This is a genomic window from Arthrobacter sp. UYEF36 (assembly GCF_040547025.1).
Classification (GTDB): Bacteria; Actinomycetota; Actinomycetes; order Actinomycetales; family Micrococcaceae; genus Arthrobacter.
On sequence record NZ_JBEPOX010000001.1, the window covers coordinates 475,817 to 500,785 of the forward strand.

Genomic DNA, 24,969 nt, shown 5'->3' on the forward strand with positions numbered 1-24,969 from the left:
ATGGTGCACCCAAAGGGCCGTCCACCGGCGGGAATATGCCACCAGCGAAAAGCGCTGAACCGGTCACGGCAACCCGGCCGCGGTGCTTCCGGCGTTCAGCAATCTCCCAGCAAACGTGCGCTCTAGTATCAGTGAAATCGTCCATAGTTAATACAGACGAGGATGAAAGGAAGTCTTATGACTGAGAACCCAGCGCAGGGCGCGTCACCAGAGAACCGGGAGCCGGCCACGCCTACTGAGGGCGCTTCCGGGTCCCCGCAGGCTGCCCCCGCGCCGGACTCAGCACACGAGAACCCGACCCTCCGGCTGGACCGGGCCGCGGACAACACCCCGCAGCCGGTCTACCCGCAGCACCAGCCCTCCTACGGCCGTCCGCCGGCACCGCAGACGCAGCAGTTCGGTGCCTCCCAGGAACACGCGCAGCAGAGCCACGCCCCAGGGCAGCCCAACCCTGGCCCCGGGTACGGCCAGCCGTCCGGCAACTCCGCCTTCGGCCAGTCCCGGCAGACGCGCGACGAGCACGGCTACGGTCAGCAAGGCCAGGGACCCTACGGCCAGCCCCAGTACGGCGGCTATGGGGGCAACCAGCCCGGGTCGCCGTATGCGTCCAACCCGGCCCACGCCCCGAAACGCAAGGCAGCCTTCGGTGTCCCCACCCTCGTGGCCAGCATCCTCGCTGCAGGCCTGGTGGGCGGCGGTGTGGTCGCAGGGACCACCCAATTGATGGGTGACCGGGCCATCACGTCCACGGGATCCGGCAGCAGCAGCCAGGCCGGCCCCGTCATCGTGAACAACAGGGAAGACGTCAACGCCATCACCGCCGCCGCTGTGAAGGCCACCCCCAGTGTCGTGACCATCAAGGCCTCGAGCGGCAGCGAAGGCGGCACGGGTTCCGGCATCATCCTCGACGGCGAAGGCCATGTCCTCACCAACACCCACGTCGTTACGCTTGACGGCACGGCGGCGAACGCCGCGATCGAAGTGCGTATGAGCGACGGCAAGGTCTACAGCGCCAAGATCGTCGGAACGGATCCGCTGTCCGACCTCGCCGTGGTGAAGATCCAGAATGGCTCCGGGCTGGTCCCGGCCGTCCTGGGCGACTCCAGCAAGCTGAACGTCGGCGATACCGCCGTCGCGATCGGCTCGCCCCTGGGCCTCACGGGAACCGTGACTGACGGGATCGTGTCGACCCTGAACCGCACCATCAGTGTGGCCTCCTCGGCCGCGCCCAAGGAAGGCGCGGATGACTCACAGGGCGGAGACCAGGGCTTCCAGTTCGCCCCGCCGGACGGTGGGCAGGGCCAGAGCACCGCCAACCAGGGAAGCATCTCGATCAACGTGATCCAGACCGACGCAGCCATCAACCCGGGCAACTCCGGCGGCGCCCTGGTCAACACCAAGGGTGAGATCATCGGCGTGAATGTCGCGATCGCCTCCGCCGGCGGGGACTCCGCAGGCAGCGGAAACATCGGTGTTGGCTTCAGCATCCCGATCAACCACGCCAAGCGCGTCGCCCAGGAGATCATCAGCACGGGCCAGGCCACCCACGGCCAGTTCGGCGTGAGCGTGAAGCAGAAGACCGCGAGTTCCGCGGCTTCCGGTTTCTCCATCGGGGCAGAGGTCGCCACGGTGGAACCCGGCTCCGCCGCAGACAAGGCCGGCGTCAAGGTCGGCGACGTCGTGACGAAGTTCCAGGAGCTCGCGATCAGCGACCCGAACCAGCTGACTGCCGCCGTGCGCGAGCAGCCCGCCGGGGCCTCGGTGAAGGTCACCGTCCTCCGCGGCGGCAAGGAACAACAGCTGGACGTGACCCTCGGCGCGGCCGCCGAGCAATAGGGGCTTTGCCCATCGTTCCAGCTGAGGACGGGCAGCACCACCGGGTGCTGTCCGGCCTTCGCTGTGCCGTCCCCGGCCCGGTCACAGGCCTTAACCCAGCAGTGCCCGCGCTCCCCGATATGGTTAGCTAGGAGCAACCCGGCACCCCGGGCGCTCCGTGGCCACGACCCCACCCGGCTGGCTGTCCACCCGCATGGAAGGCTGCTGTACACACAGTGGAAGAGACATTGAAGATCATCGTGCTGGTCAAGCACGTCCCTGACGCCCAGTTTGACAGACACCTCACCGGCGAGGGCAACACGACGGACCGCGCCGAGAGCATCCTGTCCGAACTGGATGAGTACGCCCTCGAAGCTGCACTCCAGCTGATCGAGGCCCGCGGCGGGGAAGCGGCCGGCAATAAAGTCATTGCCCTGAGCATGGGTCCTGCCGGTGCGGTCAACGCGGTGAAGAAGTCCCTGCAGATTGGCGCCACCGAGGGCGTCCACCTCAGCGACGACGCGCTGGCCGGGTCCGACGCTGCCGCCACCTCGCTGGCACTGGCCGCAGCCATCCGCCACCTCGGCGCTGACACCCCCGCAGACCTCATCATCACCGGGATGGCCTCCACCGACGGCGAAACGTCCCTGGTCCCTGCCCAGCTCGCGGAGCGACTCGACCTTCCGCAGGTCACCTTCGCGTCCTCCCTGGTGCTCGACGGCGGCAAACTCACCGCCCGCCGCGACGGCGACTCGCACGCGGACACTGTCGAGGCCCCGCTGCCCGCGCTCGTCTCGGTCACGGACCAGATCAACGACCCCCGCTACCCGAACTTCAAGGGCATCATGGCGGCGAAGAAGCGGACCATCACCACGTTGAGCCTTGCGGACATCGGCGTCGACCCCGTGCAGGTCGGACGGTCCGGATCCTGGACCGTCGTCGAATCCGCCGAGGCACGCCCGGCGCGCACCGCCGGCACCATCATCACCGACGAGGGCGACGCCGGCATCAAGCTGGTTGAGTTCCTGGCCGCCCAGAAGCTGCTCTAAGGGGATTCCCAGACATGGCAAAAGTGCTTGTATTCATTGACAACCCCGGCCAGGCCCTGAAGAAGGCCAGCCTGGAGCTGCTCACCATTGCCCGGTCCCTGGGCGAGCCGGCCGTCGCCTTCAACGGCGAGCTGCACGACGACGTCGCGTCGACGCTGGCGGCCTACGGCGCCCAGGCGCTCTACCGGCCCTCCGCAGCGGACCTCGACGACTACCTCGTCGGCCCCAAGGCCTCCTACCTGGCCGCCGCAGTGCAGACCGCCGGCGCCACGGTTGTGCTGACCGAGAACTCGGCGGAGGCCAGGGAAATCGCGGCGCGACTGGGCATCAAGCTCGGCGCCGGCGTCATCACCGACGTCGTTGCCGTGGACCCGGACGGAACCGCGCACAAGTCCGTGCTGGCCGGTTCGTACACCACCACGGCGAAGGCTTCAACGCCCGTCGCGGTCCTGACCGTTAAATCCAACAGCATCACCCCCGAACCCGCCGTCACCGGCACGGCGCCGGGAACCGTCACCGTGGAGGTGCCGGAGACCGCCACCGCGGCGTCGGCCAGGATCACGGCCCGCAGCGAGAAGGCCGCCAGTGGCCGTCCGGACCTTGCCGAGGCGCGGATTGTGGTGGCCGGCGGACGCGGGGTTGACGGCAACTTCGGCCCGGTGGAAGACCTGGCCGATGCCCTCGGTGCCGCCATCGGCGCCTCCCGCGCCGCAACGGACGCCGGCTGGATCGGCCACGACGCGCAGATCGGCCAGACCGGCAAGACGGTCTCGCCCCAGCTGTACATCTCGGCGGGTATCTCCGGGGCGATCCAGCAGAAAGCCGGCATGCAGACCGCCAAGGTGATTGTGGCCGTGAACAAGGATGCGGAGTCGCCTGTCTTCGAGATCGCCGACTTCGGCATCGTCGGGGACCTCTTCCAGGTCCTGCCGCAGGCAACCGCAGAAATCCAGAAGCGCAAGGGCTGATTCCTTGGACACCTCCGCCACCCAGGCGCGCAGCCCGTTCGATCCGGCACAGCACCGGGTCGAGCGGGTGCTTTGTTTCACCGCGCACCCCGACGACATCGACTTCGGCGCCGCCGGCACAATCGCGGCCTGGACCGCCGCCGGGGTGCAGGTCAGCTACTGCATCATGACCGACGGGGACGCCGGCGGCTTTGACCCGGGGCAACGGGATGAGATCGTCCGGCTGCGGAACGAGGAACAACGCCGGGCCGCCGCACTCGTCGGAGTGACCGACATCCATTACCTGCACGAGCGCGACGGCTACCTCGAGCCCTCGCACGGTGTGATCCGCGAAGTGGTGCGGCTGATCCGGCGGCTCCGCCCCGACGTCGTACTCTCGATGCATCCGGAACGGAACTGGAACCGCATCCAGAAGAGCCACCCCGACCATCTGGCCGTGGGGGAGGCTGTGACCCGGGCCGTGTATCCGGCGCTGGAGAACCCGTTCGCGTATCCCGAGTTGGCCGAGGCAGGGCTGGAGGCCTACAAACTGCCGTGGCTGTGGCTCTTCGCCGGGCCGGAGGAACGCGAAAACCACGTCGTCGACGTCACCGACCACGTCGAGGCCAAACTCGAGGCGGTCCATATCCACGTCAGCCAGCACCCCGACATCGAGGCCATGGACCGCACCGTCCGCGGGCTGATGCTCCGGACTGCGGACCGGGGCGGTCTTCCGGCCGGACGCAGCGCGGAGGCGTTCCACGTCGTCTCAGTCAACGGGGCAGGGACCATCGCCGGGTTCTAGTGTTGCCCCCGCGCGTACTCTCCCCTAAGCTGGCCTCTGTTTAAATCATATTTATTGAGGAAGGCAGGCTTTAATGGCGAAGACTGCGCAGCACCCTGTGCTCGTGATCATGGGAGTCTCGGGCTCGGGAAAGTCGACGGTGGCCGGCCTGCTGGCCAGCCGGCTGGGCTGGGACTTCGCGGAGGGCGATGATCTGCACCCCGAGGCGAACGTGGCGAAGATGCAGGCCGGGCAGCCCCTGACCGATGCGGACCGCGGGCCCTGGCTGGAAAGCATCGCCGGATGGATCCGGCAACACACAGAATCCGGCATTCCCGGTGTCGTCACCTGCTCGGCGCTCAAAAAGCGCTACCGGGATGTCCTGCGCGGCGACGGCGTAGTGTTCGTGTTCCTCGACGGGAGCAAGGACCGGATTTCGGACCGGCTGGCATCCCGGCACGGGCACTTCATGCCGCCGTCCCTGCTGGAGTCACAGTTCGAGGCGCTCGAAGCCCCCACCGGGGAGGAAAACTTCATCACCCTGAGCGTCAGTTCGGCGCCTGCGGACGAAGCGCAGGAAATCATCGACCGGCTCGACCTCCGTGTCGGCGAGGTCCGCGACTCGGACCGGCTGTAGCCGACCCGGCACAAAGCAGGGCAGGCCGTGAACCTTCAGTAGGTTCACGGCCTGCCCTGCATTATCGTGCGCTTAGTGGTGGAGGTCCCGACGCTAAACTCCCAGCGGGGCGGCGGCCACGGTCGGCATGGTCGGCGACGTCGACCCACCGGTCGGTTCCACCGTGATGCCGAGAGCTGCCGCAGTGCCGATGCCCTTGACCACGGCCGGCTTGGACAACGCCTCCGCGTCCATCAGGCCCTGCGAGACCGGGGCCGAGCCGTCCTTGGGAATCAGCCACATCTGGTAGACCTTGCCCGCCGGCGGAGCCGGGACGTCGTTCATCTTCACGACAACCGCGTCCTTCGACGTCGAGACGGACACGGTCGCCGTGCCGCCGCCGGCGACGTTGACGGTCGCCTGCCGCACATCGCCGGCCTGCAGGACCTGGTTCAGCGGGTCGTTCTGGTTCGCCACGTAAGCGCCGATGCCCACTCCGCCCAGGGCGATGATGGCTGCGGCCGCGACGCCGACGAGCCAGTTGCGCATTCCCTGCGGCCGGCGTCGTTCCTCCCGGCGCTTGCGGGCGGCGCCGAGTTCGTCGGTGGCCGACAGCCCGGAGGGCTCCCGGACGGGGTGGGCGATGACCGGCGGGACCGCTGACGGCGCCTGGGAGGGGTGGGCGTGCGGCGCGGCAATGGCGTCCTGGCCGGGCAGGGATGCCATGATCCGGTCCAGCAGGCCGGCCGGAGGTTCTTCCTCGGCGGCAAAGCTGGTCGCGAGCGTCTCCCGGGCCTGGCGGACGCGCTGGTCGAAGGCGGCGCGTTCGGCCTGCGGAGCCGAGAGGAGGTGACCCTCGATGGCGGCACGCTCGGCGTCGTCCACGGCGTTCAGGGCATACACCTCCGCGAGGTCTGCCGCGCGTCCCGAGGCGAGGTCCGTGGCGATCTCGGCGGCAAAGCCGCCGGAGGCGCGGCCGTCGTTCTGTGAGTTTATGTCGGTCATCTCAACTCACCCCCAGACAGGTCTTCAGTCGGATCAGTCCGTCGCGGATGCGGGACTTGATGGTGGGTACCGCAGCGTTGAGCTTCTCTGCAACTTCCCGGTAGGTAAGGCCGCCGTAGTAGGCAAGCCGCACGGACTCCTGTTGGGTGTCGGTCAACGTCCCGAGGCAGCGGACGACAGCCTCGGCCTCGAGCCGGCTGCCGACCTCGTCGGAGACCGAATCATGGTCGATGTCCTGGCTGCTGGCGCCGTATTTCGCTTCCCGGTCCGTGGAGGACTGGGAGGAACGGACCTTGTCCACGGCCCTGCGGTGCGAGATGGTCATGAGCCAGGCGAGCGGGCTTCCGGCCTCGGGGTTGAACTTGGAGGCGTTCTGCCAGACCTGGAGGAAGACCTCCTGCGTGGTGTCCTCACTGAGTTCCACATCGATCAGTACCCGCCGGGCCATGCCGAAGACGCGCCGGGACGTGAGTTCGTAGAACTCGGCGAAGGCTGCCTGGTCGCCGGCGGCAATCTGCTCCAGCAGTGCGCCGAGCCGGCGGTTCACATCGGCCGGCGTGCCGGGGGGAGCGGAAGCCGCGGGAATCGGGGCGTTGGGAGTGTCCATCACCTTCAAGCATAAGGTGCCCGCCGCCGATCGCGGGTCAGGATGGGCTGCTGCCGGGGCGTGGCCGCCCGCAACACGCCGGGCGGGACGTCTATCCACCTGCATAGTTGTCACCTGCGGCTCCTCGCTCCTTTCCTCGCTCCCTGCGTCCGTTGGTGGCACTGGGCTTCAGAAGTGATTCGGGACGGCCGGGCAATCGGATGGGCGGGCCGCTGGAAAAGTTGCGGTGCCTACAGCCTGGCGCCGGCGAATCCGTTCTGGCGCCACGCCTCATAGACTGCGATCGAGGCTGCGTTCGCAAGGTTCAGTGAGCGCAGCGCGGGGAGCATCGGCAGCCGGACGCGGGACGTGACATGGGGGTCGTGTTTGAGTTCCTCGGACAGGCCTACGGATTCCCGGCCGAACAGCAGCACGTCCCCGGGCCGGTAACTGATGTCCGTGTAGGAGGTCTCGCCGTCCGAGGTGAATGCGAAGACGCGCTCCGGGGCCAGGGCGGCCCAGGCGGCGTCGATGTCCGGGTGGACGGTCACGACGGCGAGGTCATGGTAGTCAAGGCCGGCCCGGCGCAGCTTTGCGTCGGAGAAGTCGAAGCCCAGGGGCTCGACCAGGTGCAGCTCGGCTCCGGTGATGGCGGCCAGCCGGATGGCGTTGCCTGTATTGCCGGGAATTTCTGGGGCGTGGAAGAGGATGCGGAACACGGTCCCATCCTAGCGAGCCTGCTAGTGCATCCCGCGCAGCAGCCGGGCGAGCACCGGAACGATCACGGTGTTGGGGGCCGGGCCGGAACTCAGGAACTGCTTGAGGCCCCGGGCCAGCCCGGCGGCATTGACCACCTGCACGGTCTCATGCGCCCCCGGGCGGCGGTGCCGGTCGATCACCGGTTCGTGCAGGTTGCCGTCAGTGCTGTGGACGACGGTCCAGCCGGTGACGTTGAGTTCCGGGAAGATGTCCTGCATGCGGCGCACCACGTGGGCCAGCTGGGGCGGCGCGATGGACCGGCCGCCGTGGGTCAGGGCGCTGCCGTTCCAGGCATAGGCTCCGGGCGGCAGCAGCATCGAGCCGATGATTGCCATGCGGTAGCCGGAAAGCACCACATGGTCGATGTGGCTGTTGTCCGCCGGGGACTGCAGCCCGTTAATGAGTCGTGCGGCCGGGATGGCAGGGAGGATCTGCCGGCTGATGAGCTGCACCGTCCGCATTTCCCGCTGGATCCGGGCCTCGGCCCCGAAGATCCCGCGTTTGCGGGGGAGACCGTGGACCTGTTGGCGGGCCAGGCTCTCCGGGATCAGCGGCACCTCGCCGGTCCCGGCGTACTGCTCGAAGGGAGGGATGTAGACCGGGGCGTCAGAGGCCGTGTTCCGTGGTGTGTTGGGGCGCCGGACATTGGCCGAGGCGCGGCTCCCGGCGGCCGGGGCGTCAAAGTGTGCCCCTTCGTCAGGGGCCGGTCCGGCGAAAGCGCCGCGGCCGGCGCCGTAGGACCGGTCGTAGTCGGCCCGGCTCTTGGCATCGATCAGCGTCTCGTAGGCGAGCGTGACGCGCCGGAACGCGGCCGGGTCGCCCCCGTGATCGGGGTGCGCGGTGCGGGCGGCCTTGCGGTAGGCCACTTTGATTTCCTTTTCCGTCGCCGTCACGGGGATCCGGAGGACCTGGTAATGCGAGCTGTTGCCCTGCGTCAAGCAAGAATCCTTTGCATCGATGGTGCCAGCCCATCCTGGACGTCCGGCCTGGCCAGTTTAACCGGCAAGTGGAAGAACGAGCGTACCGGCACGGAAGGTTCCCGGCGGCTGGCATAATTCAGCGCATGCTTATCGCCGTCGCCGTCAACCCGCGGGCATCCTTTGGCCGCGGGCGGCACGCCGGCGAGGAGGCCGCCGGGTTCTTCCGGGCCGCCGGGGCCGCGGTCCTGCTCCTTTGCGAGGACTCCTATGACGCGCTGGCACGGGCCGTGGACAGGGCCCTGGCCTCCGGAGCTGACGCCCTCGTGGTGGTGGGCGGCGACGGAATGGTCCACCTCGGCGTCAACGCGCTCGCCGGATCGGGGCTGCCCTACGGCACGGTCCCGCTGGGGATTGTCCCGACCGGCACCGGAAACGACGTGGCGCGGGCGCTCGGCGTCCCGACGCACGATGTCCCCGGTGCGTGCGCGGCGGTGCTCGCGGCCGTGGGCTCCGGGGGGCGGCTGATCGATGCCGGACGCCTCTCGTCGTCCGGGACGTCCCGCTGGTTTGCCGGGGTGCTGTCCGCGGGGTTCGACGCAGCCGTCAACGAACGGGCCAACGCCTGGCGCTGGCCCCGCGGCAAGGCCCGCTACCCCCTGGCCATGCTCCGCGAGCTCGCCTCGTTCCGGGCGATCAACTACACCGTGACGGCCGACGGCGAGCGCTGGCGGCAGGGCGCGATGCTGGTTTCGGTCGCCAACGGCCAGTCGATCGGCGGCGGCATGAAGGTCACCCCTGACGCCGTGCTCGACGACGGTTATCTGGACCTCTTTATTGTCAGCCCGCTGTCCCGGCTGGGCTTGCTGAAGGTCTTTCCGAAGGTCTTTTCCGGCGGCCACCTCGGGCATCCGGCCGTGCACATCCGCCGGGTCCGCAGGGTCGAGCTGTCCGCGGAGTCGGTGGTGGCCTATGCGGACGGGGAGCGGATCGGTCCGTTGCCCCTCACCATCGAGGTGGTTCCCGGGGCCGTGCGGGTCCTGGCCTAGCTTCCACTCCCTCAGTCCGGCCGCCCCGGCGCTCACCCCGGCCGTCTCCGGCGGATGGGCGGGGGCAACCCACGGCGGGGCCCCAACGGGGGGAGTCTAGAATCGTGCGGAGGCCCGGGCGGAAAGTGAACGGGGACAGCGAAATTGGGGCGGAGCATGGGAAGCACACGGAAATACGGGACCACGCCGGCGGCGGGCCTGTGCCCCCGTCCCCGCCGCGCGCCCCGTGGGTCCCTTCGGCCCCGGGGGAGGCGGGGGCGCGTCGCGTTCCTGGCGCTCGCCGTCGCGGCCACGCTGGCCGGCTGCAGCGTCGGCGTTCCGGACCCCTCTGCAGCCAAGGCGGCGCCGGCGGCCCCGACCCTCGCCACCCCCACCATCACCCCCGGCCACGACGCCGCCGCCGTCGCGGCGAAGGACATGCCTTTTGCCGCCGGGGACACCATGGCCGCCGGGGTGCCCGTCCAGCTTTCCGACGGGCTGCGTGACGTGCCGGGCTGGAAGCCCCGCACGGAGAACGTGGCCGGCACCAGTGAGTACCTCAAGGAGGACGGCTGTGTGGTCTCGGCAAGGGTGCGGACCAACCAGTGGGCCCTCGCCGTTTCCGGGGACGACCGGGCGTCCACCGAGTCGCTTTTCCACTACCTGGACGCCAGCATCCTTCCGGACTATCTGAAGTCCGGGACGCTGCGCTGGGGCGGAGAGCCCGGCGGGCCTGCTCCGCGAGTCGAGGTTCTGGTGTTCGCGGGCGGAGAGCGGGCCGGAGCCAGGGCGACCGCCATCTACGCCCGGCTGTTCGGCACGTCGGGCTCCTCCGTGTACCTGTCCGTATCCTGCCCCGATGCCGCAACTCTGGCGGCGGCACGGAGTGAGGCGGAAGCGCGGATCGCCGTCGTTCCTCCGTCCGGCTGACTCCGCAATCCGGGCGGGCAGTTAAGCAGCGGATCTTGTTTTTAGAGTTACCCTGATCCCATGACCCGGGCCCCCTGGAACCGCAGGATTGCGGCCGTCGCGTCCCTGCGGGACGAGAACCGCCGGAAGCTGTTCGATTTCGTCGCCTCGGCGGGGTGCGCCGTCAGCCGCGACGATGCCGCCGGCGCCCTCGGGCTGCCCAGAAGCACGGCGTCCTTCCAGCTGGACCGGCTGGTGCACGACGGGCTCCTGGCCGTGGAGTTCCGGAAACTGGGCGGCAGGGGAGGGCCCGGTTCGGGCCGCCCGGCCAAGCTGTATCTGGCAGCTCTCCGGGAGGTCGCGGCCTCAGTGCCGGACCGGAACTACGATCTGGCCGCCGAGCTGCTCGTCTCGGCCATCGAGGAGTCAACGGCCGGCGGCGGCAGCGCGCGCGACGCGCTGGTGCGCGTGGCCTACGCGCGGGGGGAAGCCGCCGCCCGGGCCGCGGGCGGGGCGGCGGGGCCGGCGGACCCCGGGGCACCAGCCGGGGGAACCGCGTTCGCCGGGTTCCTGGCCGCTGGGGGCTACCGTCCCGAGGACGACGACGCGGGCGGCCTGGTGTTGCTCAACTGTCCCTTCCACCGGATCGCCGAGGGCCACACCGACGTGGTCTGCGCCATGAACGGCGCTTTCCTGGCCGGGGCCGCGGCTGGGTGCGGGATTGACCCGGACCGGGTCCAGGCTCTTGCCATCAAAGACCTCCGCGCGCGGGGAACCGCGCAGCCGGCGCAGTGCTGCGCCCGGATCAGGCCCCAGGAGCCCGGACCCTAGACGGCACGGCTCGAGGTGGCACGGCTCGAGGTGGCGGCCGCCGCGGGCTTTGGCTGACCGTTCCGCCCGGTCAGCAGCACGCCGGCGATTACCAGGAGGCCGCCCACGATCTGGACGGGGGTGAGCGGCGTCCCCAGTGCCAGCGTGATCACCGCCGTAAACACCACAATCAGGTTGAGGTAGTTCCCCGCCGTCCCCGGCGGGGTGGTCTTCAGGGCGATGTTCCAGAACAGGTAGGCGCCCAGGGACGGGAAAACGACGATGTACGCCAGCGACCAGGCCTCGGACGGCGTCTCCGGAAGCCGCGCATCCAGGGCAAGGGCGAAGGGCGCCAAGGTGACGGCCGCCATCGCCACCTGCACGGCGGTGGCCGTGATGGCCGGGACACCCAGCCGGCGGGCGATGATCGTGTAGAGGCCCCAGACAATGATCGCGCCGATCATCATGACTTCACCGAGGTTGACGGAAAAACTCAACGCACGCTGCAGCTCGCCCCGGGTCAGCACCAGCAGCACGCCGAGCAGGCCGAGGCAGATGCCGAGCCAGCCCAGGCGCGTGGTCCTCTCGCCGAGCAGGACGATTGCCATCACAACGATCAGGGCCGGGTTGGCCGCCGTGATCAGGGCGGCGTTCACAGCGGAAGTGTGGCCGAGCGCCCCGTACAGCAGGAGGGTGTAAGCGCTCATGCCGAGCACGCTCAGGAGCAGGAGCACCGGCCAGCGGCGCAGTACCGCGTGCCAGTCTGGTTTCTCCACGAAGTGGGCCAGGAGCAGCAGCGGCACGGCGGCCAGCGTCCAGCGCCAGTACGTCAGGTCCAGTGCGGTCATCGAGGCGACAGCGGCCTGGCCGACGATGAAATTCCCGGACCAGAACAGGGTGGCCAGGACCAGGCAGAGGGACGCTTTCACCGCTCGAATCTACACCAGTGCCGTGCCCGGCCCGCAGGTAGAATTGCCCTGTGCCCGTCTACCTTGATCATGCTGCCACCACCACCCTCGCTCCGGAGGCCCTGGCTGCGCTGACCCGCGAACTGGCCCGGACCGGCAACCCGTCCTCGCTGCACGGATCGGGCCGCCGCGCCCGGCGTGCCGTCGAGGACGCCCGCGAGGTGCTGGCGGCCACGGCCGGGGCGCATCCCTCTGAAGTCATCTTCACCTCGGGCGGGACCGAAGCCGACAACCTTGCCGTCAAGGGACTGTACTGGGCCCGGCACTCCCAGGACCCCGCCCGCACCCGCATCCTGTGCTCCGCCGTCGAGCACCACGCCGTGCTGGACACGGTCGAATGGCTTGAGCGGCACGAGGGTGCCGAGGTCTGCTGGCTGCCGGTGGATGCAGACGGCGTCGTGGACCTGGCCGTGCTGGAGGCAGAGCTCTCCCGGGACCCGGCGTCGATTGCCCTGGCCACGGTGATGTGGGCCAACAACGAAGTCGGCACCATCCAGCCCGTGGCGGAGATCGTCGAACTGGCGCACCGGGCCGGCGTCCCGGTCCACTCCGATGCGGTGCAGGCGTTCGGTTCGGTGCCGGTGGATTTCCGTGCCAGCGGACTCGACGCCATGTCCCTCTCCGGGCACAAGATTGGCGGTCCGGTCGGCGTCGGGGCGCTGATGCTTGGCCGCGCAGTGAAACTGACGCCGGTCCAGCACGGCGGGGGACAGGAACGGGACGTCCGCTCCGGGACCCTCGACACCGCCTCCATCGCCGCGTTCGCCGCGGCGGCCGAAGCCGTCACGGCCAAACGTCCGGAGGAAGCGGCGCGCCTCGCCGCGCTCCGGGACCGGCTGATCGACGGCGTCCTGGCCGCGGTGCCCGACGCCGTGCTGCGCGGCGCTCCCGGCGCGGGACGGCTGCCGGGCAATGCCCACTTCACCTTCCCCGGCTGCGAAGGTGATTCGCTGCTTTTCCTGCTGGATCTGGCCGGGGTGGAATCCTCCACGGGGTCGGCCTGCACCGCGGGGGTTCCCCGGCCGTCCCATGTGCTGCTGGCGATGGGACTGGACGAGGACACCGCCCGGGGCGCCCAGCGCTTCAGCCTGGGGCATTCCTCCACCGAGGCCGACGTCGATGCGCTGCTGGCTGCCCTGCCCGGCGCCTTCGCCCGCGCGCGCCAGGCCGGCATGGCGGGACACGAGTCCAGCATCCAGACCGCCGGAACCGTCGCCCGGCAAACCGCCCGGCAAACCGCCCGGCAAACCGCGGAATCGGGCTAGGCACCATCTAGGCGTCGGGCAGGAGCCGGTCCAATGGGACGCCGGGGTCAGCGAGGACATCGGGGCTGACGGCGGTTTTCGCGGAAATGAGCTGCTTGATGGTTTTTTGGGGCTTGGCGGACCGGGGCCAGTTCACGCTCATTCCCGCGACGACCCGGCCGTCGCGCTGCCAGAAGGCGAGGAACTCCTTGTCCTCGAGCGAACCGCGGATCGTGGGCGGGCCCGCGATGAGTGTCGGGAAGCCGGAGTACTCCATGCTGACGTCGAACTGGTCGGTGTAGAAGTAGGGGACCGTGTCCAGCGCGGCGTCCAGGCCGAGCATTGCCCTTGCCGCGACCTTGCCGCCGTTGAGCGCATTGGACCAGTGCTCGCTGCGGTGGTGCCCGCCGGTGAAGGGGTGCAGGGCGTTGGCGACGTCCCCGGCCGCAAAGACTCCGGGCGCGGAGGTCCGCAGTGAAGGGTCCGTGAGGATGCCGTTCCGCACCGCGATGCCCGCCGCTTCGGCCAGCGATACCTCGGGGACCACGCCCACGGCGATCACCACCAGGTCCGCGGGCAGGGCCTCCCCGGCATCTGTGACCACTCCGGTGACCCGCCCCGACGTTCCCGTGATCCCGGCGGCCGAGGCGGGGAGCCGGAACCGGACGCCGTTCGCCTCGTGCAGCGACCGGAAGAAGCCGCCCAGTTCGGGCCCGATTGCCGCGCCCAGCGGCACGTCCTCCAGCCCCAGCAGGGTAACGGTGTTTCCGTAAGTGCTCGCCGCCGCGGCCAGTTCCATGCCGATCCAGCCCGAGCCGATCATCACCACGTTCCGGCCGCCGCCAGCCAGGCCGGCGCGCAGGTGATGGCTGTCATCGATTGTCCGGAACGTCCCGACTCCCGCCAGGTCGCTCCCGGGCAGCGGAAGGCGCCGGGGACGTGCCCCGGTGGCCAGCAGCAATGAGCCGTAGTCCAGCGTCTGACCGTTCCCGACGCTCACGGTGCGGGCGGCCGGATTGATCCCCGTGACGGGGGCGCCCAGCCGTAGTTCGACCCCGTTCTCCGCGTACCATCCGGCCGGAACCACGGGCAGGGCGTCGCCGTCGGCCTTGCCCAGCAGGTATTCCTTGGATAGGGGCGGGCGCAGGTACGGCCGGTGCCGCTCCTCTGCCAGCAGGATCACGGGCCCGCCATGCCCTTCGGCGCGGAGGGTCTTGGCGGCGGTGGCACCGGCCAGCCCTCCGCCGACGATCACGATGCTCTCGGTGGACATGATGCGCCTGGTTCCTGGAGCCGCCGGCACAACCGGGGCGCCGTGGTCCTCGTACTTAATCTAAAACCATTATTTTTGACTTTAGAAGCGGCGGGCCGGGCCGTCAAGGTCTTTTGGGTGAGAATTCGGCGTGGCGATAGACTGGTGCGGCGGGCACTGTGTTATTTCTGCCTCCAGCAGCAGCCGGTGCCGGCACCTACCCCCTGAACCCCAAAGAAAGTCAGTATGCGAGTTCTTGCAGCCATGAGCGGCGGCGTCGATTCCGCCGTCGCCGCAGCCCGCGCCGTTGAGGCGGGACACGACGTCGTCGGCGTCCACCTCGCGCTGTCCCGGATGCCGGGGACCCTGCGTACCGGCAGCCGCGGCTGCTGCACCATCGAGGACTCCCGCGACGCCTGGCGGGCCTGCGACGTGCTCGGTATTCCCTATTACGTCTGGGACTTCTCGGAGCGCTTCAAGGAGGATGTGGTCCAGGACTTCATCGACGAATACGCCGCGGGACGCACCCCCAACCCCTGCATGCGCTGCAATGAGCGGATCAAGTTCGCCGCGCTGCTGGAGAAGGCGATCGCCCTGGGGTTCGACGCCGTCTGCACCGGCCACTACGCCAAGGTGATCAACGACGCCGCGGGCAATCCCGAACTGCACCGTGCCGCGGACTGGGCCAAGGACCAGAGTTACGTGCTCGGCGTGCTCACGCACGAACAGCTCAAGCACTCCATGTTCCCGCTTGCGGACACGCCGTCCAAGGCCGAGGTGCGGGCCGAAGCGGAACGCCGCGGGCTGTCGGTGGCCAACAAGCCGGACAGCCACGACATCTGCTTCATCCCGGACGGCGACACCGCCGGCTGGCTGGCCGAGAAGATCGAGATGACCACCGGCGACATCGTGGACGAGTCCGGTGCGAAGGTCGGCGAGCACCCTGGCGCCAACGCGTTCACGGTCGGCCAGCGCCGCGGGCTGAAGCTGGGCACCCCGGCAGCTGACGGCAAGCCCCGCTTCGTCCTGGAAATCCGGCCGAAGGAGAACAGGGTCGTCGTGGGCCCGGAGGCACTCCTGGCCATCGATGAGATCCGTGGCATCAAGGTCTCGTGGGCGGGGCTGCCGATCGACGAAGTGGCCACCGGCGAAGAATTCGACTGCTATGCGCAGGTCCGCGCCCACGGCGACCCCGTGCCGGCCACCGCCCGGATGGGACGCCTGCCTGCGGACGTCGGGGTTCCGGCCGAAGGTCCGGACGCCGTGCCCGCCGACGCCGGTGCCGGCGGGCACGGCAGCCTCGTGGTCACACTGAAGGAGCCGCTGCGCGGTGTGGCGCCCGGCCAGACCGTGGTGCTGTACCAGGGCAGTCGTGTGCTGGGCCAGGCCACCATCGACGCCGCCCGATCGCTGCAGCGGGCCGCACTCTAGGCCACCCGGCAGCAGGGACGGCCGGCCGGTACCGGGTCAACCCGGGCCGGCGGCCGTTCCGGCCACCGGAAAGCCGCACACCGCTGGTGTGCGGCTTTTTTTGCCCTCATTTCACGGGGTCCGCCACTCCGGGCCTTCGCTCCGGCCGCCCTCCGATGTCGCGCCGGCCGCCCGCGCCCGCATCCTGCCGAAATTCAGCCGGGATTCCTGAAGATAATGACGAGTTCTGCCCGTTCGTGTAAATTTTGTGTCTCAACTCACAAGATGTAACGATTCACCTGTTGGTCGTCTGATTGAATCAGAGCATCAGGACAGTGTGCTGCCCCGGGGCGTGACCGACGTCCATTCCGGGCAACGCACTAGTACTCATCGAACAGAAAGTTCACAGATGGCAATGAACAAAAAGGCCCTGCAGAGCGCCATCGCGCTCGCCGGGGTATCAGCCTTCGCACTGACCGCCTGCACCGGCCCCTCCGGCGGCGGAACTGCGACCGGCAGCGCGGCCGGCGGAAGCACCATTACGTACGGCACGACCGACAAGGTCGTCACCCTGGACCCGGCCGGCTCCTACGACGCCGGCTCCTTCATGGTGATGAACCAGATTTACCCGTTCCTGCTCAACTCGAAGCCGGGAACCGCTGACTCCACACCCGACATTGCCGAGTCTGCCTCCTTCACCAGCCCCACCGAGTACACCGTCAAGCTCAAGCCCGGCCTGAAGTTCGCCAACGGCCACGCGCTGACGTCCTCCGACGTGAAGTTCTCGATCGACCGCGTCGTCAGCATCGCCGACGACAACGGCCCGGCGTCCCTCCTCGGCAACCTCGATTCGGTCACCGTCCAGGACGACACCACCGTGGTCTTCACGCTCAAGGCCGGCAACGACCAGGTCTTCCCGGGCGTCCTCGCCGCCAACGCGGGCCCGATCATCGACGAAGAGGTCTTCCCGGCGGACAAGCTGATGACCGACGACGAAATCGTCAAGGGCAAGCCGTTCGCCGGTCCCTACACGATCGAGAGCTACAAGAAGAACGAGCTCGTCAGCCTCAAGGCCAACCCGGACTATCAGGGCCTGCTGGGCAAGCCGGCCAACGGCGGCGCCACGATCAAGTACTACGCCGATTCGAACAACCTCAAGCTGGATGTCCAGCAGGGCAACATCGACGTCGCCGGCCGCAGCCTGACGGCGACCGACGCCGCTGACCTGGAAAAGGATTCCAAGGTTAAGGTCCACAAGGGCCCGGGTGGCGAGCTGCGCTACATCGTCTTCAACTTCGACACGATGCCTTTCGGGGCCAAGGCCGCCGATGCCGATCCCGCGAAGGCCCTTGCCGTCCGCCAGGCCATGGCCCACGTCGTCGACCGCGACGCGATCGCCAGCCAGGTCTACAAGGACACCTACCTGCCGGCCTACTCCGTCGTTCCCGACGGCTTCGTCGGCGCCATCCAGCCGCTGAAGGAAATGTACGGCGACGGCAGCGGCAAACCGAGCCTCGACAAGGCCAAGAAGGCTTTCGAGGACGCCGGCGTCACCGCACCGGTCACCATCAAGCTTCAGTACAACCCGGACCACTACGGCAAGTCCTCAGGCGACGAATACGCCATGATCAAGGAACAGCTCGAGAAATCCGGCCTGTTCACGGTTGAGCTGCAGTCCACCGAGTGGGTCACCTACTCCAAGGACCGCACCGCAGATGCCTACCCGGTCTACCAGCTCGGCTGGTTCCCGGACTACTCCGACGCCGACAACTACCTCACGCCGTTCTTCGTCCCCGGCAACTTCCTGAAGAACCACTACGAGAACCCCGCCGTCACGGAGCTGATCAGCAAGCAGCTGACGACTGTTGACAAGGCGGAACGCGAAAAGGTCATCGGTGAGGCCCAGACCGCCGTCGCCGAGGACCTGTCCACGCTGCCGCTGCTGCAGGGCGCCCAGCTTATGGTCGCCGGCAAGGACGTCAAGGGTGTCGACCAGACCCTGGACGCCTCCTTCAAGACCCGCCTTGGTGTTATTTCCAAGTAGGTCACTTTCCCCATCCGGTTCTAACCAGCCAACGAGGCGGGGCGCCCACACGGCGTCCCGCCTCTGGTGCTGATACGGGACAACCGATTCCGCAGCTCACGAGGCTCCCGGAACACACATTTAGGTACCAATGACAACACTTATCGAGGCGCCGCCGACCGACGGCGAAGGCCTTCTGCCGATAAAGAAAAAAACGTCCGGTGGGGGACTGGGCCGATACATCCTGATCAGGTTCTTCCTGATCTTCCCGACGATCCTCATCCTGGTCACCATGGTGTTTTTCCTCATGCGGACCACGGGCGATCCCATCACGGCCGCCCTGGGAGGCCGGCTTCCGCCGGAACAGCTCCAGGAGCGGATCACCGCCGCCGGCTACGACCGGCCCATCTTTGTGCAGTACTTCGAGTACCTGGCCCAGCTCATCACGGGCAACTTCGGCACCACCCTGTCCGACAACCGCCCGGTCGCGGAGATGCTCGCCACCTACGGGGCAGCCACCCTGGAGCTGACCATCAACGCCCTGCTGGTCGCCCTGATCGTGGGCATTCCGCTGGGGCTGATCGCCGCTCACCGGCGCGACAAGGGCCCGGACGCCGGGCTGCGCGTCTTCGCGATCCTCTGCTACGCCACGCCGGTCTTCTTCTCCGGGCTGCTCTTCAAGCTGACCTTCTCCGTCTGGCTGGGCTGGCTCCCGGTCGCAGGACGAGCGACGCCCGGCAATGAGCTTGCCCTGACCGCGCTCGAGGCGCCGACGGGCATTTATTGGCTGGACGCCATCCGCAGCGGCAATATGGCCGCCCTGGCTGACGTGATGGCTCACGCCGTCCTGCCCGCCCTGGCCCTTGGCCTGCTGACCGCCGGCATCTTCCTGCGCCTGGTCCGGACCAACGTGATCGGCACACTGGGCAAGGACTACGTCGAGGCCGGCCGCTCACGCGGTGTCAGCGAATACCGCCTCGTCACCAAGCACGCCTACAAGCCGGCCCTCATTCCCATCATCACCGTGATGGGCCTCCAGATCGCCGTGCTGCTGGGCGGCGCGGTCCTGACCGAAACCACCTTCGAGTGGAAGGGCCTCGGCTTCCAGCTCGCGACCTACCTGACGGCCCGCGACTTCGTGGCTGTCCAGGGCATCGTGGTCCTCCTCGCAGTGATCGTGGCCGTGACCAACTTCTTCGTGGACATTATCGCCGCGCTGATCGACCCCCGCGTGAGGTACTGATATGAGCACCACTGCCGCTATTGAACCCATCAAAGACCCGCGGGGACCGTGGTTCCGGCGCCTGCCGGTCATATCGCACTTCAACAAGTCCGTCGGCCTGCAGCGCGGCATGCTCGTGGCGGGGCTCGTCCTCACCGCGGCTTTCCTGCTGACCGCGATATTCGCGCCCCTGATCGCGCCCTTCGGCTTCTCCCAGATTTCCGACGCCGACGGCGGCTTCCCGGCGCAGCAAGCGCCCGGCGGAAAGCACCTGATGGGAACCACCGTCGGTGGCTACGACGTTTTCTCCCGCGTCGTCTGGGGAGCACAGACCGCCGTCCTGGTGATCATTGTTGCCGTGATCATGTCGATCTTCATCGGCGTGATCCTGGGCCTGCTCAGCGGTTACATCGGCGGCTGGCTGGACCGGACCCTCGTCGTGATTGCCGACGCCATCTACGCCTTCCCGCCGCTGCTCGTGGCCATCGTCATGGCGATCGCCATCAGCGGCGGCCGGTCCAGCCTCTGGGGCGGCATCCTCGCGGCGGCGATTTCCATTACCGTCGTCTTTATCCCGCAGTACTTCCGCGTCATCCGGGCCGAGACCATCCGGCTCAAGGCGGAACCGTTCGTGGAGTCCGCGAAGGTGGTGGGCGCCTCCAACATCCGGATTATGCGCCTGCACGTTTTCAAGAACGCCACGCGCACGCTGCCCCTGATCTTCACCCTCAACGCCTCCGAGGCCATCCTGACCCTCGCCGGCCTGGGCTTCCTGGGCTTCGGCATTGAGCCGACGTCGGCCGCCGAGTGGGGCTTCGACCTCAACAAGGCACTGGCGGACACCACCTCCGGTATCTGGTGGACGGGCGTGTACCCGGGCCTGGCGATCGTGCTCACCGTCCTGGGCCTGACGCTGGTCGGCGAGAGTATCAACGACCTCAACGACCCCCGCCTGCGGGGCCGCAAAAAGGCGGCCTCCGGCAAGGGCGGCCCGGATTCCACCACCGGCGGCCAGGCTGCACCCGAAGCAGAAGTGAGAAGTTCATGACCATCAACATCGACAAGCGCGACACGGCCGCCGGCCCGGTCCTCGACATCGACCACCTCAAGGTCACCTTCGCCACCGACGCCGGCGACGTGTACGCCGTCAAGGACGTCAGCCTTCAGGTCAACCCCGGGGAGGTCGTGGCGATCGTGGGCGAATCGGGCTCCGGCAAGACCGTCACCGCGAAGACCATCCTTGGCCTGCTGCCGGAGACCGCCATCAGCTCCGGGGCGGTGCTGATCAACGGCAACAACGTCATCAGCGTCGGCCCGGCGAAGCTGCGGGAGATCCGGGGCCGCGACGTGGCCATGGTCTTCCAGGAACCGTCCACCGCCCTTAACCCGGTCTTTACGGTCGGCTGGCAGATTGCCGAAGGCATCCGCTCCCATGCCGGCCACGGGGGAGGCGGACGGGTCAGCGCCAAGGAAGCCAAAACCCGCGCCATTGAGGCGCTCCGCAAGGTGGGCATCCCGGACCCGGAAACACGGGTCAACTACTACCCGCACCAGTTCTCCGGCGGACAGAAACAGCGCGTGGTCATCGCCGCCGCGCTGGCCCTGAACCCGGGGCTCATCGTCGCCGACGAGCCCACCACCGCGCTCGACGTCACCGTGCAGGCGGAAATCCTCGAGCTCCTGCGGGACCTCCGGGACCAGTACGGCACCTCGATCGTGCTCATCACCCACAACATGGGGGTGGTGGCGGACCTCGCCGACCGCGTCGTTGTGATGTACCAGGGCGACGTCGTCGAGGAGGCGCCCGCGCGGGTGCTCTTTGCCGAGCCGAAACAGGACTACACCAAGAAGCTCCTCGCCGCGGTACCGCACCTGGGCAGGAACTCCGCCTCCGAAGGCATGACGCAGCGGGCGCACCAGGGCGGCAAGGTGCTCGTCGAGGCCAGGAACCTGACGATCGAGTACCCCGGCCGGCTGGGAAGCCCCGCCTTCAAGGCGGTGGACGGGGTCAATTTCACCCTGTCCGAGGGCGAGGTCTTCGGCCTCGTGGGGGAGTCCGGGTCCGGCAAGACGACGATCGGGCGGGCCATAGCGGGCCTGAACCGCACCACCGGCGGCAGCCTGAAGGTGCTGGGCTACGAAATGCTCAACCTGAAGGAGCGCACCTTCAAGCCGTTGCGCAAGGAGATCGGGTTCGTGTTCCAGGACCCCGCCGCGTCCTTCAATCCACAGCTGACCATCGGGGACTGCATCGCCGAACCCCTGATCATCCACACCAAGCCGACCCCGGCCCAGGCCAGGCAACGGACCCGGGAGCTGCTGGAAGCCGTGCAGCTGCCGGCGGCCTACGCCGACCGGTTCCCGCATGAGCTCTCCGGCGGCCAGCGGCAGCGTGCCTCGCTGGCGAGGGCGCTGATCCTGAACCCGAAGCTGCTCATCGCCGACGAGCCGACGTCGGCCCTGGACGTGTCGGTGCAGGCCGTGGTGCTGGAACTGTTCAAGGACATCCAGGCCGAATTCGGCTTTGCCGCCCTGTTCATCAGCCACGACCTTGCCGTGGTGGACATCCTGTCCCACTGGGTGGGTGTGCTCTACAAGGGCAAAATGGTGGAGCAGGGGCTCGGGAACCAGGTCATGGGCAATCCGCAGCACGCCTACACGAAGAAGCTGATTGCCTCCCTGCCGGTCCCGGATCCGGATGAGCAGGCCCGGCGCCGGGAGGAATTCCGCGCCGTGCTTCACGGCTGAGCCGCACCGGCTCCAGCACCGAAGGGACATGCCCACCGTTCGCAGCGAACGGTGGGCATGTCCCTTCGTGCACCCGCGGACGATGCCTTCGACGGCGCACAGGAGGCCCGGGAGCAGGCCGTGCCGCCGGCGCTTAACAGCAGAAGTGATTAGCGCCGGTGCCCCTAATGGGGGTGTACCCGTAGGTCCTTTCGGGGGCATGCTGGGTATCCGAGCCGCTGGTGGGTGAGCACTTGACGCCCCCTGGTCACCCGGGCATCCGGGACCAAGCGCAGCGTGCTGGCCCGGCATGCCCGAAACCGGCGCCTGGCCGATGCCTTGGACCTGCAGGCCTTCGCCGCGCTCAGCGTCTCGCCCGGCGCACGCGCCTACTACGACGCCCGCCGCTCACGCGGCGCCACTCACCACCAGGCCCTCCGGGCCCTGGCCAACCGGCTCGTCGGGGTCCTCCACGGCTGCCTCCGCCACCACACCACCTACAACGAGGACACCGCGTGGCACACCACTACCCAAAACGTTGAACTCCGCGCCGCTTGACGGCTTAGCACCGTGGGGTATCTAGACTGGGTCAATGACCGAGCAGAACCAGACTCATCCCGACGCCGATTCCTATGACCCCGGGGCCAGCTCGCTGGCCGGTCAGGTGGATCCTGCGGTGATGGCGGAGCTGTTGTCGATCCGCTCCAGCATCGACAACATCGATGCCACCCTCGTCTACCTTCTCGCCGAGCGTTTTAAGGCCACGCAAAAGGTCGGATTCCTGAAGGCAACCCACAAGCTTCCCGCCGGAGACCCCGGCCGGGAGACGGCGCAGATCGCGCGGCTGCGGCGGCTCGCTGCGGAGGCCCACCTGGACCCGGCGTTCGCCGAGAAGTTCCTCAACTTCATCATCGGCGAGGTCATCCGGCACCACGAAGCCATTGCCGAAGACCACGAAGCCTCACTGGCGGCCGATGACCGGGCCGCTGATGCCGCGCGCTCCCGGTCCGCCGGCCAACTCCCCGGCGCCGCCGGCCCGGCCGTCTCCGCCACCGCTTAGCCGTGGCCACACCACTGGCTGCGGAGCCGGAACAGGTCACCGCCACCGCCCTGGGCACCTGGCCTGGCGAGGACCCGGTCGAGGCCGCGCGGATTATCCGCGGCGAGCTCGGCAGCCCGCACCTGCCTTTCCTGGCCGAGCTTCCCGATCGCGGCGTCGGCTCCGATGCGCTGGGCCGGACAGCCTCCTTGCTGGTGGACCTCTCCGTGGACGTCCAGCCCTACGGCTGGCGGATCGTGGACCGGCCCGGCAAAGACTTCAGGCGGGCGCGGTCCGCCCTGTCCACCGACATCAACATCCTCGCCGACGTGATCGGCGCCGAGGACACCCCGGCGCAGGACATCAAGGTTCAGCTGCGCGGCCCGCTCAGCCTCGCCGCGGGCCTGCACCTGCACAACGGGGAACGTGCCCTCATTGACCACGGCGCCCGGCGGGACCTCTCGGCCTCACTGGCGGCCGGTGCCGGCAGCTACCTCAGCCGGGTGGCTGCGGCGGCCCCGGGGGCGCGGATCGTGGTCCAGATCGACGAGCCGGAGATCGCCTCGGTGCTGGCCGGAACCATTCCCACCTCCAGCGGCTACCGGACGCTGCGCTCCGTGCCGGGCCGGGAAGCCACCGACGCCTGGCAGCTGCTTATCGATGCCCTGCGGGCGGCCGGCGCCGTCGAGGTCGTGGTCTGCGTCCCGGAAGTCGAGGCGCCTTTCGACCGGATCCTGGCCGCCGGGGCCGACGGGATTGCCGTGCCGTTGCGGGCCCTGACGTCCCGCCAGTGGGAACAGCTGGCCGGCGCCGTGGAGGCGGACAAACGGCTGTGGGCCGGCGCCCTTGACGTCTCCAACCCTGCCGCAGCGCTGCCCCGCGTCGCCGACGTCGTCGAAACCGTCTGGCGGCCGTGGCGCCAGCTGGGCCTCCCCGCCTCGACCCTCGGCGCCATTCGGGTCACGCCGTCGGAGGGCCTGGCCGGGCATTCGCCGTCGTCCGCGACGGGCGTGTTGACGCGGCTGACCCAAGTGGCCGACGGCCTTAACCAGCTCGCGCTCGGCTAGCGCCGGGACGCAGCACCGTCAGCTGCGGCCCTCCCAGCGGTCCGGCCTGGCATGGTCCGGAAGATAGCCCGGGGCCGCCACCCCGCCGGGGTACGGTTCCAGCCGGTAGTCGAAATGTCCGGCGTAGACCAGGACGAGCCCGAGCTGCGGCTGGATCACCTTCACCTGGATCCGGTGCTTCCCGGCCGGACCCTCCTCCGGAGCCCACCACTGTTGGGCGTATGCCTTGGCATCGAGGGCGGCGGGCAGGGGAATCCGCAGCGGTCCGAGGAACAGCCGTGATGCCTCCGAAACCCCGCGCAGCCGGCCCCCGGCGGTGACGCTGAGGTTGAGGTCCGTGACGAGCCGCCGGTACCGCCCGACGTAATCCACCAGCCCGTGCCGGCCGCCGGAATCATCGAAGCTTGTGGTGTCGTGGAACACGCGGGTGGTGCCGGGGAAAAAGATCTCGCGCCGGGCGGTGAGGCTGGAACGGCCGAACGGGTCCAGGTGGGCGTGGTTCTCGATCCGGAACCGGATGCCCTCCCCGTATTCAGGGAAAAACGATTCCTCTCCGCTGGCGAGGCGCAGCATGGGGCGGAGCCACTTCTGCCGGCAGCCGACCACCTCGAACACGCCGTCGCCGACGCCGTAGTGGCCGGAGCCGGGGGCGAGTGAGAAGTACTCCTGCAGCTCCGGCTGCAGCCGGGCAAAGTCGGTGCCGAGGGCGAGCCGGTAGATCGGGGTGCTCACAGAATCCTCCTGGGGGTTCCTGGCCGGTTGATGTGTTCCTGTCCACAGCATGCGGGACGG

Annotated in this window: 23 protein-coding genes and 1 pseudogene; 17 read left to right on the forward strand and 7 right to left on the reverse strand. The window is 68.6% G+C overall.

Translation table 11 applies throughout. From position 1 onward, the window contains the following. The first annotated feature begins 177 nt into the window (after positions 1-177). The 5 genes from ABIB29_RS02255 to ABIB29_RS02275 all read left to right on the forward strand — a co-directional run bounded on the left by ABIB29_RS02255 (position 178) and on the right by ABIB29_RS02275 (position 5,232). Positions 178-1,836, forward strand: coding sequence for a S1C family serine protease (locus ABIB29_RS02255; protein WP_354169666.1), 1,659 nt, complete (start codon positions 178-180; stop codon positions 1,834-1,836). Positions 1,837-2,063: 227 nt separating this feature from the next. After that, entirely contained in the window at positions 2,064-2,864 is an 801-nt protein-coding gene (locus tag ABIB29_RS02260; protein ID WP_354170279.1) for an electron transfer flavoprotein subunit beta/FixA family protein, read from the forward strand. A 14-nt stretch (positions 2,865-2,878) separates the two neighbouring features. Continuing rightward, the gene (locus ABIB29_RS02265) at positions 2,879-3,832 is read left to right on the forward strand and encodes an electron transfer flavoprotein subunit alpha/FixB family protein (protein ID WP_354169668.1); all 954 of its coding nucleotides are present in this window, start codon (positions 2,879-2,881) and stop codon (positions 3,830-3,832) included. A 4-nt stretch (positions 3,833-3,836) separates the two neighbouring features. Further along, complete coding sequence (locus ABIB29_RS02270; RefSeq protein WP_354169670.1) at positions 3,837-4,616, forward strand: PIG-L deacetylase family protein; 780 nt, start codon at positions 3,837-3,839, stop codon at positions 4,614-4,616. 73 nt (positions 4,617-4,689) lie between these two features. After that, on the forward strand, positions 4,690-5,232 hold the full coding sequence (locus ABIB29_RS02275) for a gluconokinase (RefSeq protein ID WP_354169672.1): 543 nt from the start codon (positions 4,690-4,692) through the stop codon (positions 5,230-5,232). 93 nt (positions 5,233-5,325) lie between these two features. Here the strand turns inward: ABIB29_RS02275 and ABIB29_RS02280 are convergent, their stop codons facing one another. The 4 genes from ABIB29_RS02280 to ABIB29_RS02295 form a co-directional block, all read right to left on the reverse strand. Next, positions 5,326-6,216, reverse strand: a complete 891-nt coding sequence (locus tag ABIB29_RS02280; RefSeq protein WP_354169673.1) for an anti-sigma factor — start codon at positions 6,214-6,216, stop codon at positions 5,326-5,328. Position 6,217: 1 nt separating this feature from the next. After that, on the reverse strand, positions 6,218-6,823 hold the full coding sequence (sigK, locus tag ABIB29_RS02285; RefSeq protein ID WP_354169675.1) for an ECF RNA polymerase sigma factor SigK: 606 nt from the start codon (positions 6,821-6,823) through the stop codon (positions 6,218-6,220). Between the two features lie 230 nt (positions 6,824-7,053). Then, complete coding sequence (locus ABIB29_RS02290; RefSeq protein ID WP_354169677.1) at positions 7,054-7,521, reverse strand: tRNA (cytidine(34)-2'-O)-methyltransferase; 468 nt, start codon at positions 7,519-7,521, stop codon at positions 7,054-7,056. Between the two features lie 21 nt (positions 7,522-7,542). Beyond that, positions 7,543-8,499, reverse strand: a complete 957-nt coding sequence (locus ABIB29_RS02295; protein ID WP_354169678.1) for a J domain-containing protein — start codon at positions 8,497-8,499, stop codon at positions 7,543-7,545. A gap of 125 nt (positions 8,500-8,624) precedes the next feature. On the opposite strand from ABIB29_RS02295, the gene ABIB29_RS02300 reads away from it, so the two are divergent. From ABIB29_RS02300 to ABIB29_RS02310, 3 genes are all read left to right on the forward strand, one after another. Further along, on the forward strand, positions 8,625-9,527 hold the full coding sequence (locus tag ABIB29_RS02300) for a diacylglycerol/lipid kinase family protein (protein ID WP_354169680.1): 903 nt from the start codon (positions 8,625-8,627) through the stop codon (positions 9,525-9,527). A 156-nt stretch (positions 9,528-9,683) separates the two neighbouring features. After that, the gene (locus ABIB29_RS02305; RefSeq protein ID WP_354169682.1) at positions 9,684-10,436 is read left to right on the forward strand and encodes a hypothetical protein; all 753 of its coding nucleotides are present in this window, start codon (positions 9,684-9,686) and stop codon (positions 10,434-10,436) included. A gap of 60 nt (positions 10,437-10,496) precedes the next feature. After that, complete coding sequence (locus ABIB29_RS02310; protein WP_354169683.1) at positions 10,497-11,246, forward strand: helix-turn-helix domain-containing protein; 750 nt, start codon at positions 10,497-10,499, stop codon at positions 11,244-11,246. Here the strand turns inward: ABIB29_RS02310 and ABIB29_RS02315 are convergent. After that, positions 11,243-12,154 (reverse strand): DMT family transporter, encoded by a 912-nt coding sequence (locus ABIB29_RS02315; RefSeq protein ID WP_354169685.1) that lies wholly within the window; start codon positions 12,152-12,154, stop codon positions 11,243-11,245. The genes ABIB29_RS02310 and ABIB29_RS02315 overlap by 4 nt on opposite strands. A gap of 50 nt (positions 12,155-12,204) precedes the next feature. On the opposite strand from ABIB29_RS02315, the gene ABIB29_RS02320 reads away from it, so the two are divergent. After that, entirely contained in the window at positions 12,205-13,458 is a 1,254-nt protein-coding gene (locus tag ABIB29_RS02320; RefSeq protein WP_354169687.1) for a cysteine desulfurase family protein, read from the forward strand. Between the two features lie 7 nt (positions 13,459-13,465). Here ABIB29_RS02320 and ABIB29_RS02325 read toward each other — a convergent pair whose 3' ends face one another. Beyond that, the gene (locus ABIB29_RS02325) at positions 13,466-14,710 is read right to left on the reverse strand and encodes an NAD(P)/FAD-dependent oxidoreductase (RefSeq protein ID WP_354169689.1); all 1,245 of its coding nucleotides are present in this window, start codon (positions 14,708-14,710) and stop codon (positions 13,466-13,468) included. A 225-nt stretch (positions 14,711-14,935) separates the two neighbouring features. Here ABIB29_RS02325 and mnmA point away from each other — a divergent pair, with 225 nt between their 5' ends. From mnmA to ABIB29_RS02365, 8 genes and pseudogenes are all read left to right on the forward strand, one after another. Further along, complete coding sequence (mnmA, locus tag ABIB29_RS02330) at positions 14,936-16,120, forward strand: tRNA 2-thiouridine(34) synthase MnmA (protein ID WP_354169691.1); 1,185 nt, start codon at positions 14,936-14,938, stop codon at positions 16,118-16,120. Positions 16,121-16,508: 388 nt separating this feature from the next. Then, positions 16,509-18,143, forward strand: a complete 1,635-nt coding sequence (locus ABIB29_RS02335; RefSeq protein WP_354169693.1) for an ABC transporter substrate-binding protein — start codon at positions 16,509-16,511, stop codon at positions 18,141-18,143. 130 nt (positions 18,144-18,273) lie between these two features. Beyond that, entirely contained in the window at positions 18,274-19,365 is a 1,092-nt protein-coding gene (locus ABIB29_RS02340; RefSeq protein ID WP_354169695.1) for an ABC transporter permease, read from the forward strand. Position 19,366: 1 nt separating this feature from the next. Then, positions 19,367-20,392: an ABC transporter permease gene (locus ABIB29_RS02345; protein ID WP_354169697.1), complete on the forward strand. Its 1,026-nt coding sequence runs from the start codon at positions 19,367-19,369 to the stop codon at positions 20,390-20,392. Continuing rightward, positions 20,389-22,092: an ABC transporter ATP-binding protein gene (locus ABIB29_RS02350; RefSeq protein ID WP_354169698.1), complete on the forward strand. Its 1,704-nt coding sequence runs from the start codon at positions 20,389-20,391 to the stop codon at positions 22,090-22,092. Before ABIB29_RS02345 ends, ABIB29_RS02350 begins: the two co-directional genes overlap by 4 nt. Positions 22,093-22,338: 246 nt before the next feature. Further along, positions 22,339-22,629 (forward strand): annotated as a pseudogene (locus ABIB29_RS02355) (IS110 family transposase); the annotation flags it as partial. A 34-nt stretch (positions 22,630-22,663) separates the two neighbouring features. Beyond that, positions 22,664-23,131 carry a chorismate mutase gene (locus ABIB29_RS02360; RefSeq protein WP_354169700.1) on the forward strand — a complete coding sequence of 156 codons (468 nt, stop codon included), beginning with the start codon at positions 22,664-22,666 and terminating at the stop codon, positions 23,129-23,131. 2 nt (positions 23,132-23,133) lie between these two features. Continuing rightward, a complete protein-coding gene (locus ABIB29_RS02365; RefSeq protein WP_354169701.1) occupies positions 23,134-24,177 on the forward strand; it encodes a uroporphyrinogen decarboxylase/cobalamine-independent methonine synthase family protein in 1,044 nt (347 codons plus the stop codon). An 18-nt stretch (positions 24,178-24,195) separates the two neighbouring features. Here ABIB29_RS02365 and ABIB29_RS02370 read toward each other — a convergent pair whose 3' ends face one another. Next, positions 24,196-24,909 (reverse strand): DUF4166 domain-containing protein, encoded by a 714-nt coding sequence (locus tag ABIB29_RS02370; RefSeq protein WP_354169703.1) that lies wholly within the window; start codon positions 24,907-24,909, stop codon positions 24,196-24,198. Positions 24,910-24,969: the final 60 nt, after the last annotated feature.

Bases quoted from the DNA above. Each gene is read 5' to 3' on its own strand.
- ABIB29_RS02305 (WP_354169682.1), top strand. From the start codon at position 9,684: ATGGGAAGCACACGGAAATACGGGACCACGCCGGCGGCGGGCCTGTGC.
- ABIB29_RS02310 (WP_354169683.1), top strand. From the start codon at position 10,497: ATGACCCGGGCCCCCTGGAACCGCAGGATTGCGGCCGTCGCGTCCCTG.
- ABIB29_RS02265 (WP_354169668.1), top strand. From the start codon at position 2,879: ATGGCAAAAGTGCTTGTATTCATTGACAACCCCGGCCAGGCCCTGAAG.
- ABIB29_RS02280 (WP_354169673.1), bottom strand. From the start codon at position 6,216: ATGACCGACATAAACTCACAGAACGACGGCCGCGCCTCCGGCGGCTTT.
- sigK (WP_354169675.1), bottom strand. From the start codon at position 6,823: ATGGACACTCCCAACGCCCCGATTCCCGCGGCTTCCGCTCCCCCCGGC.
- ABIB29_RS02360 (WP_354169700.1), top strand. From the start codon at position 22,664: ATGACCGAGCAGAACCAGACTCATCCCGACGCCGATTCCTATGACCCC.
- ABIB29_RS02345 (WP_354169697.1), top strand. From the start codon at position 19,367: ATGAGCACCACTGCCGCTATTGAACCCATCAAAGACCCGCGGGGACCG.
- ABIB29_RS02275 (WP_354169672.1), top strand. From the start codon at position 4,690: ATGGCGAAGACTGCGCAGCACCCTGTGCTCGTGATCATGGGAGTCTCG.
- ABIB29_RS02300 (WP_354169680.1), top strand. From the start codon at position 8,625: ATGCTTATCGCCGTCGCCGTCAACCCGCGGGCATCCTTTGGCCGCGGG.
- ABIB29_RS02325 (WP_354169689.1), bottom strand. From the start codon at position 14,710: ATGTCCACCGAGAGCATCGTGATCGTCGGCGGAGGGCTGGCCGGTGCC.
- ABIB29_RS02340 (WP_354169695.1), top strand. From the start codon at position 18,274: ATGACAACACTTATCGAGGCGCCGCCGACCGACGGCGAAGGCCTTCTG.
- ABIB29_RS02335 (WP_354169693.1), top strand. From the start codon at position 16,509: ATGGCAATGAACAAAAAGGCCCTGCAGAGCGCCATCGCGCTCGCCGGG.
- ABIB29_RS02350 (WP_354169698.1), top strand. From the start codon at position 20,389: ATGACCATCAACATCGACAAGCGCGACACGGCCGCCGGCCCGGTCCTC.
- mnmA (WP_354169691.1), top strand. From the start codon at position 14,936: ATGCGAGTTCTTGCAGCCATGAGCGGCGGCGTCGATTCCGCCGTCGCC.
- ABIB29_RS02255 (WP_354169666.1), top strand. From the start codon at position 178: ATGACTGAGAACCCAGCGCAGGGCGCGTCACCAGAGAACCGGGAGCCG.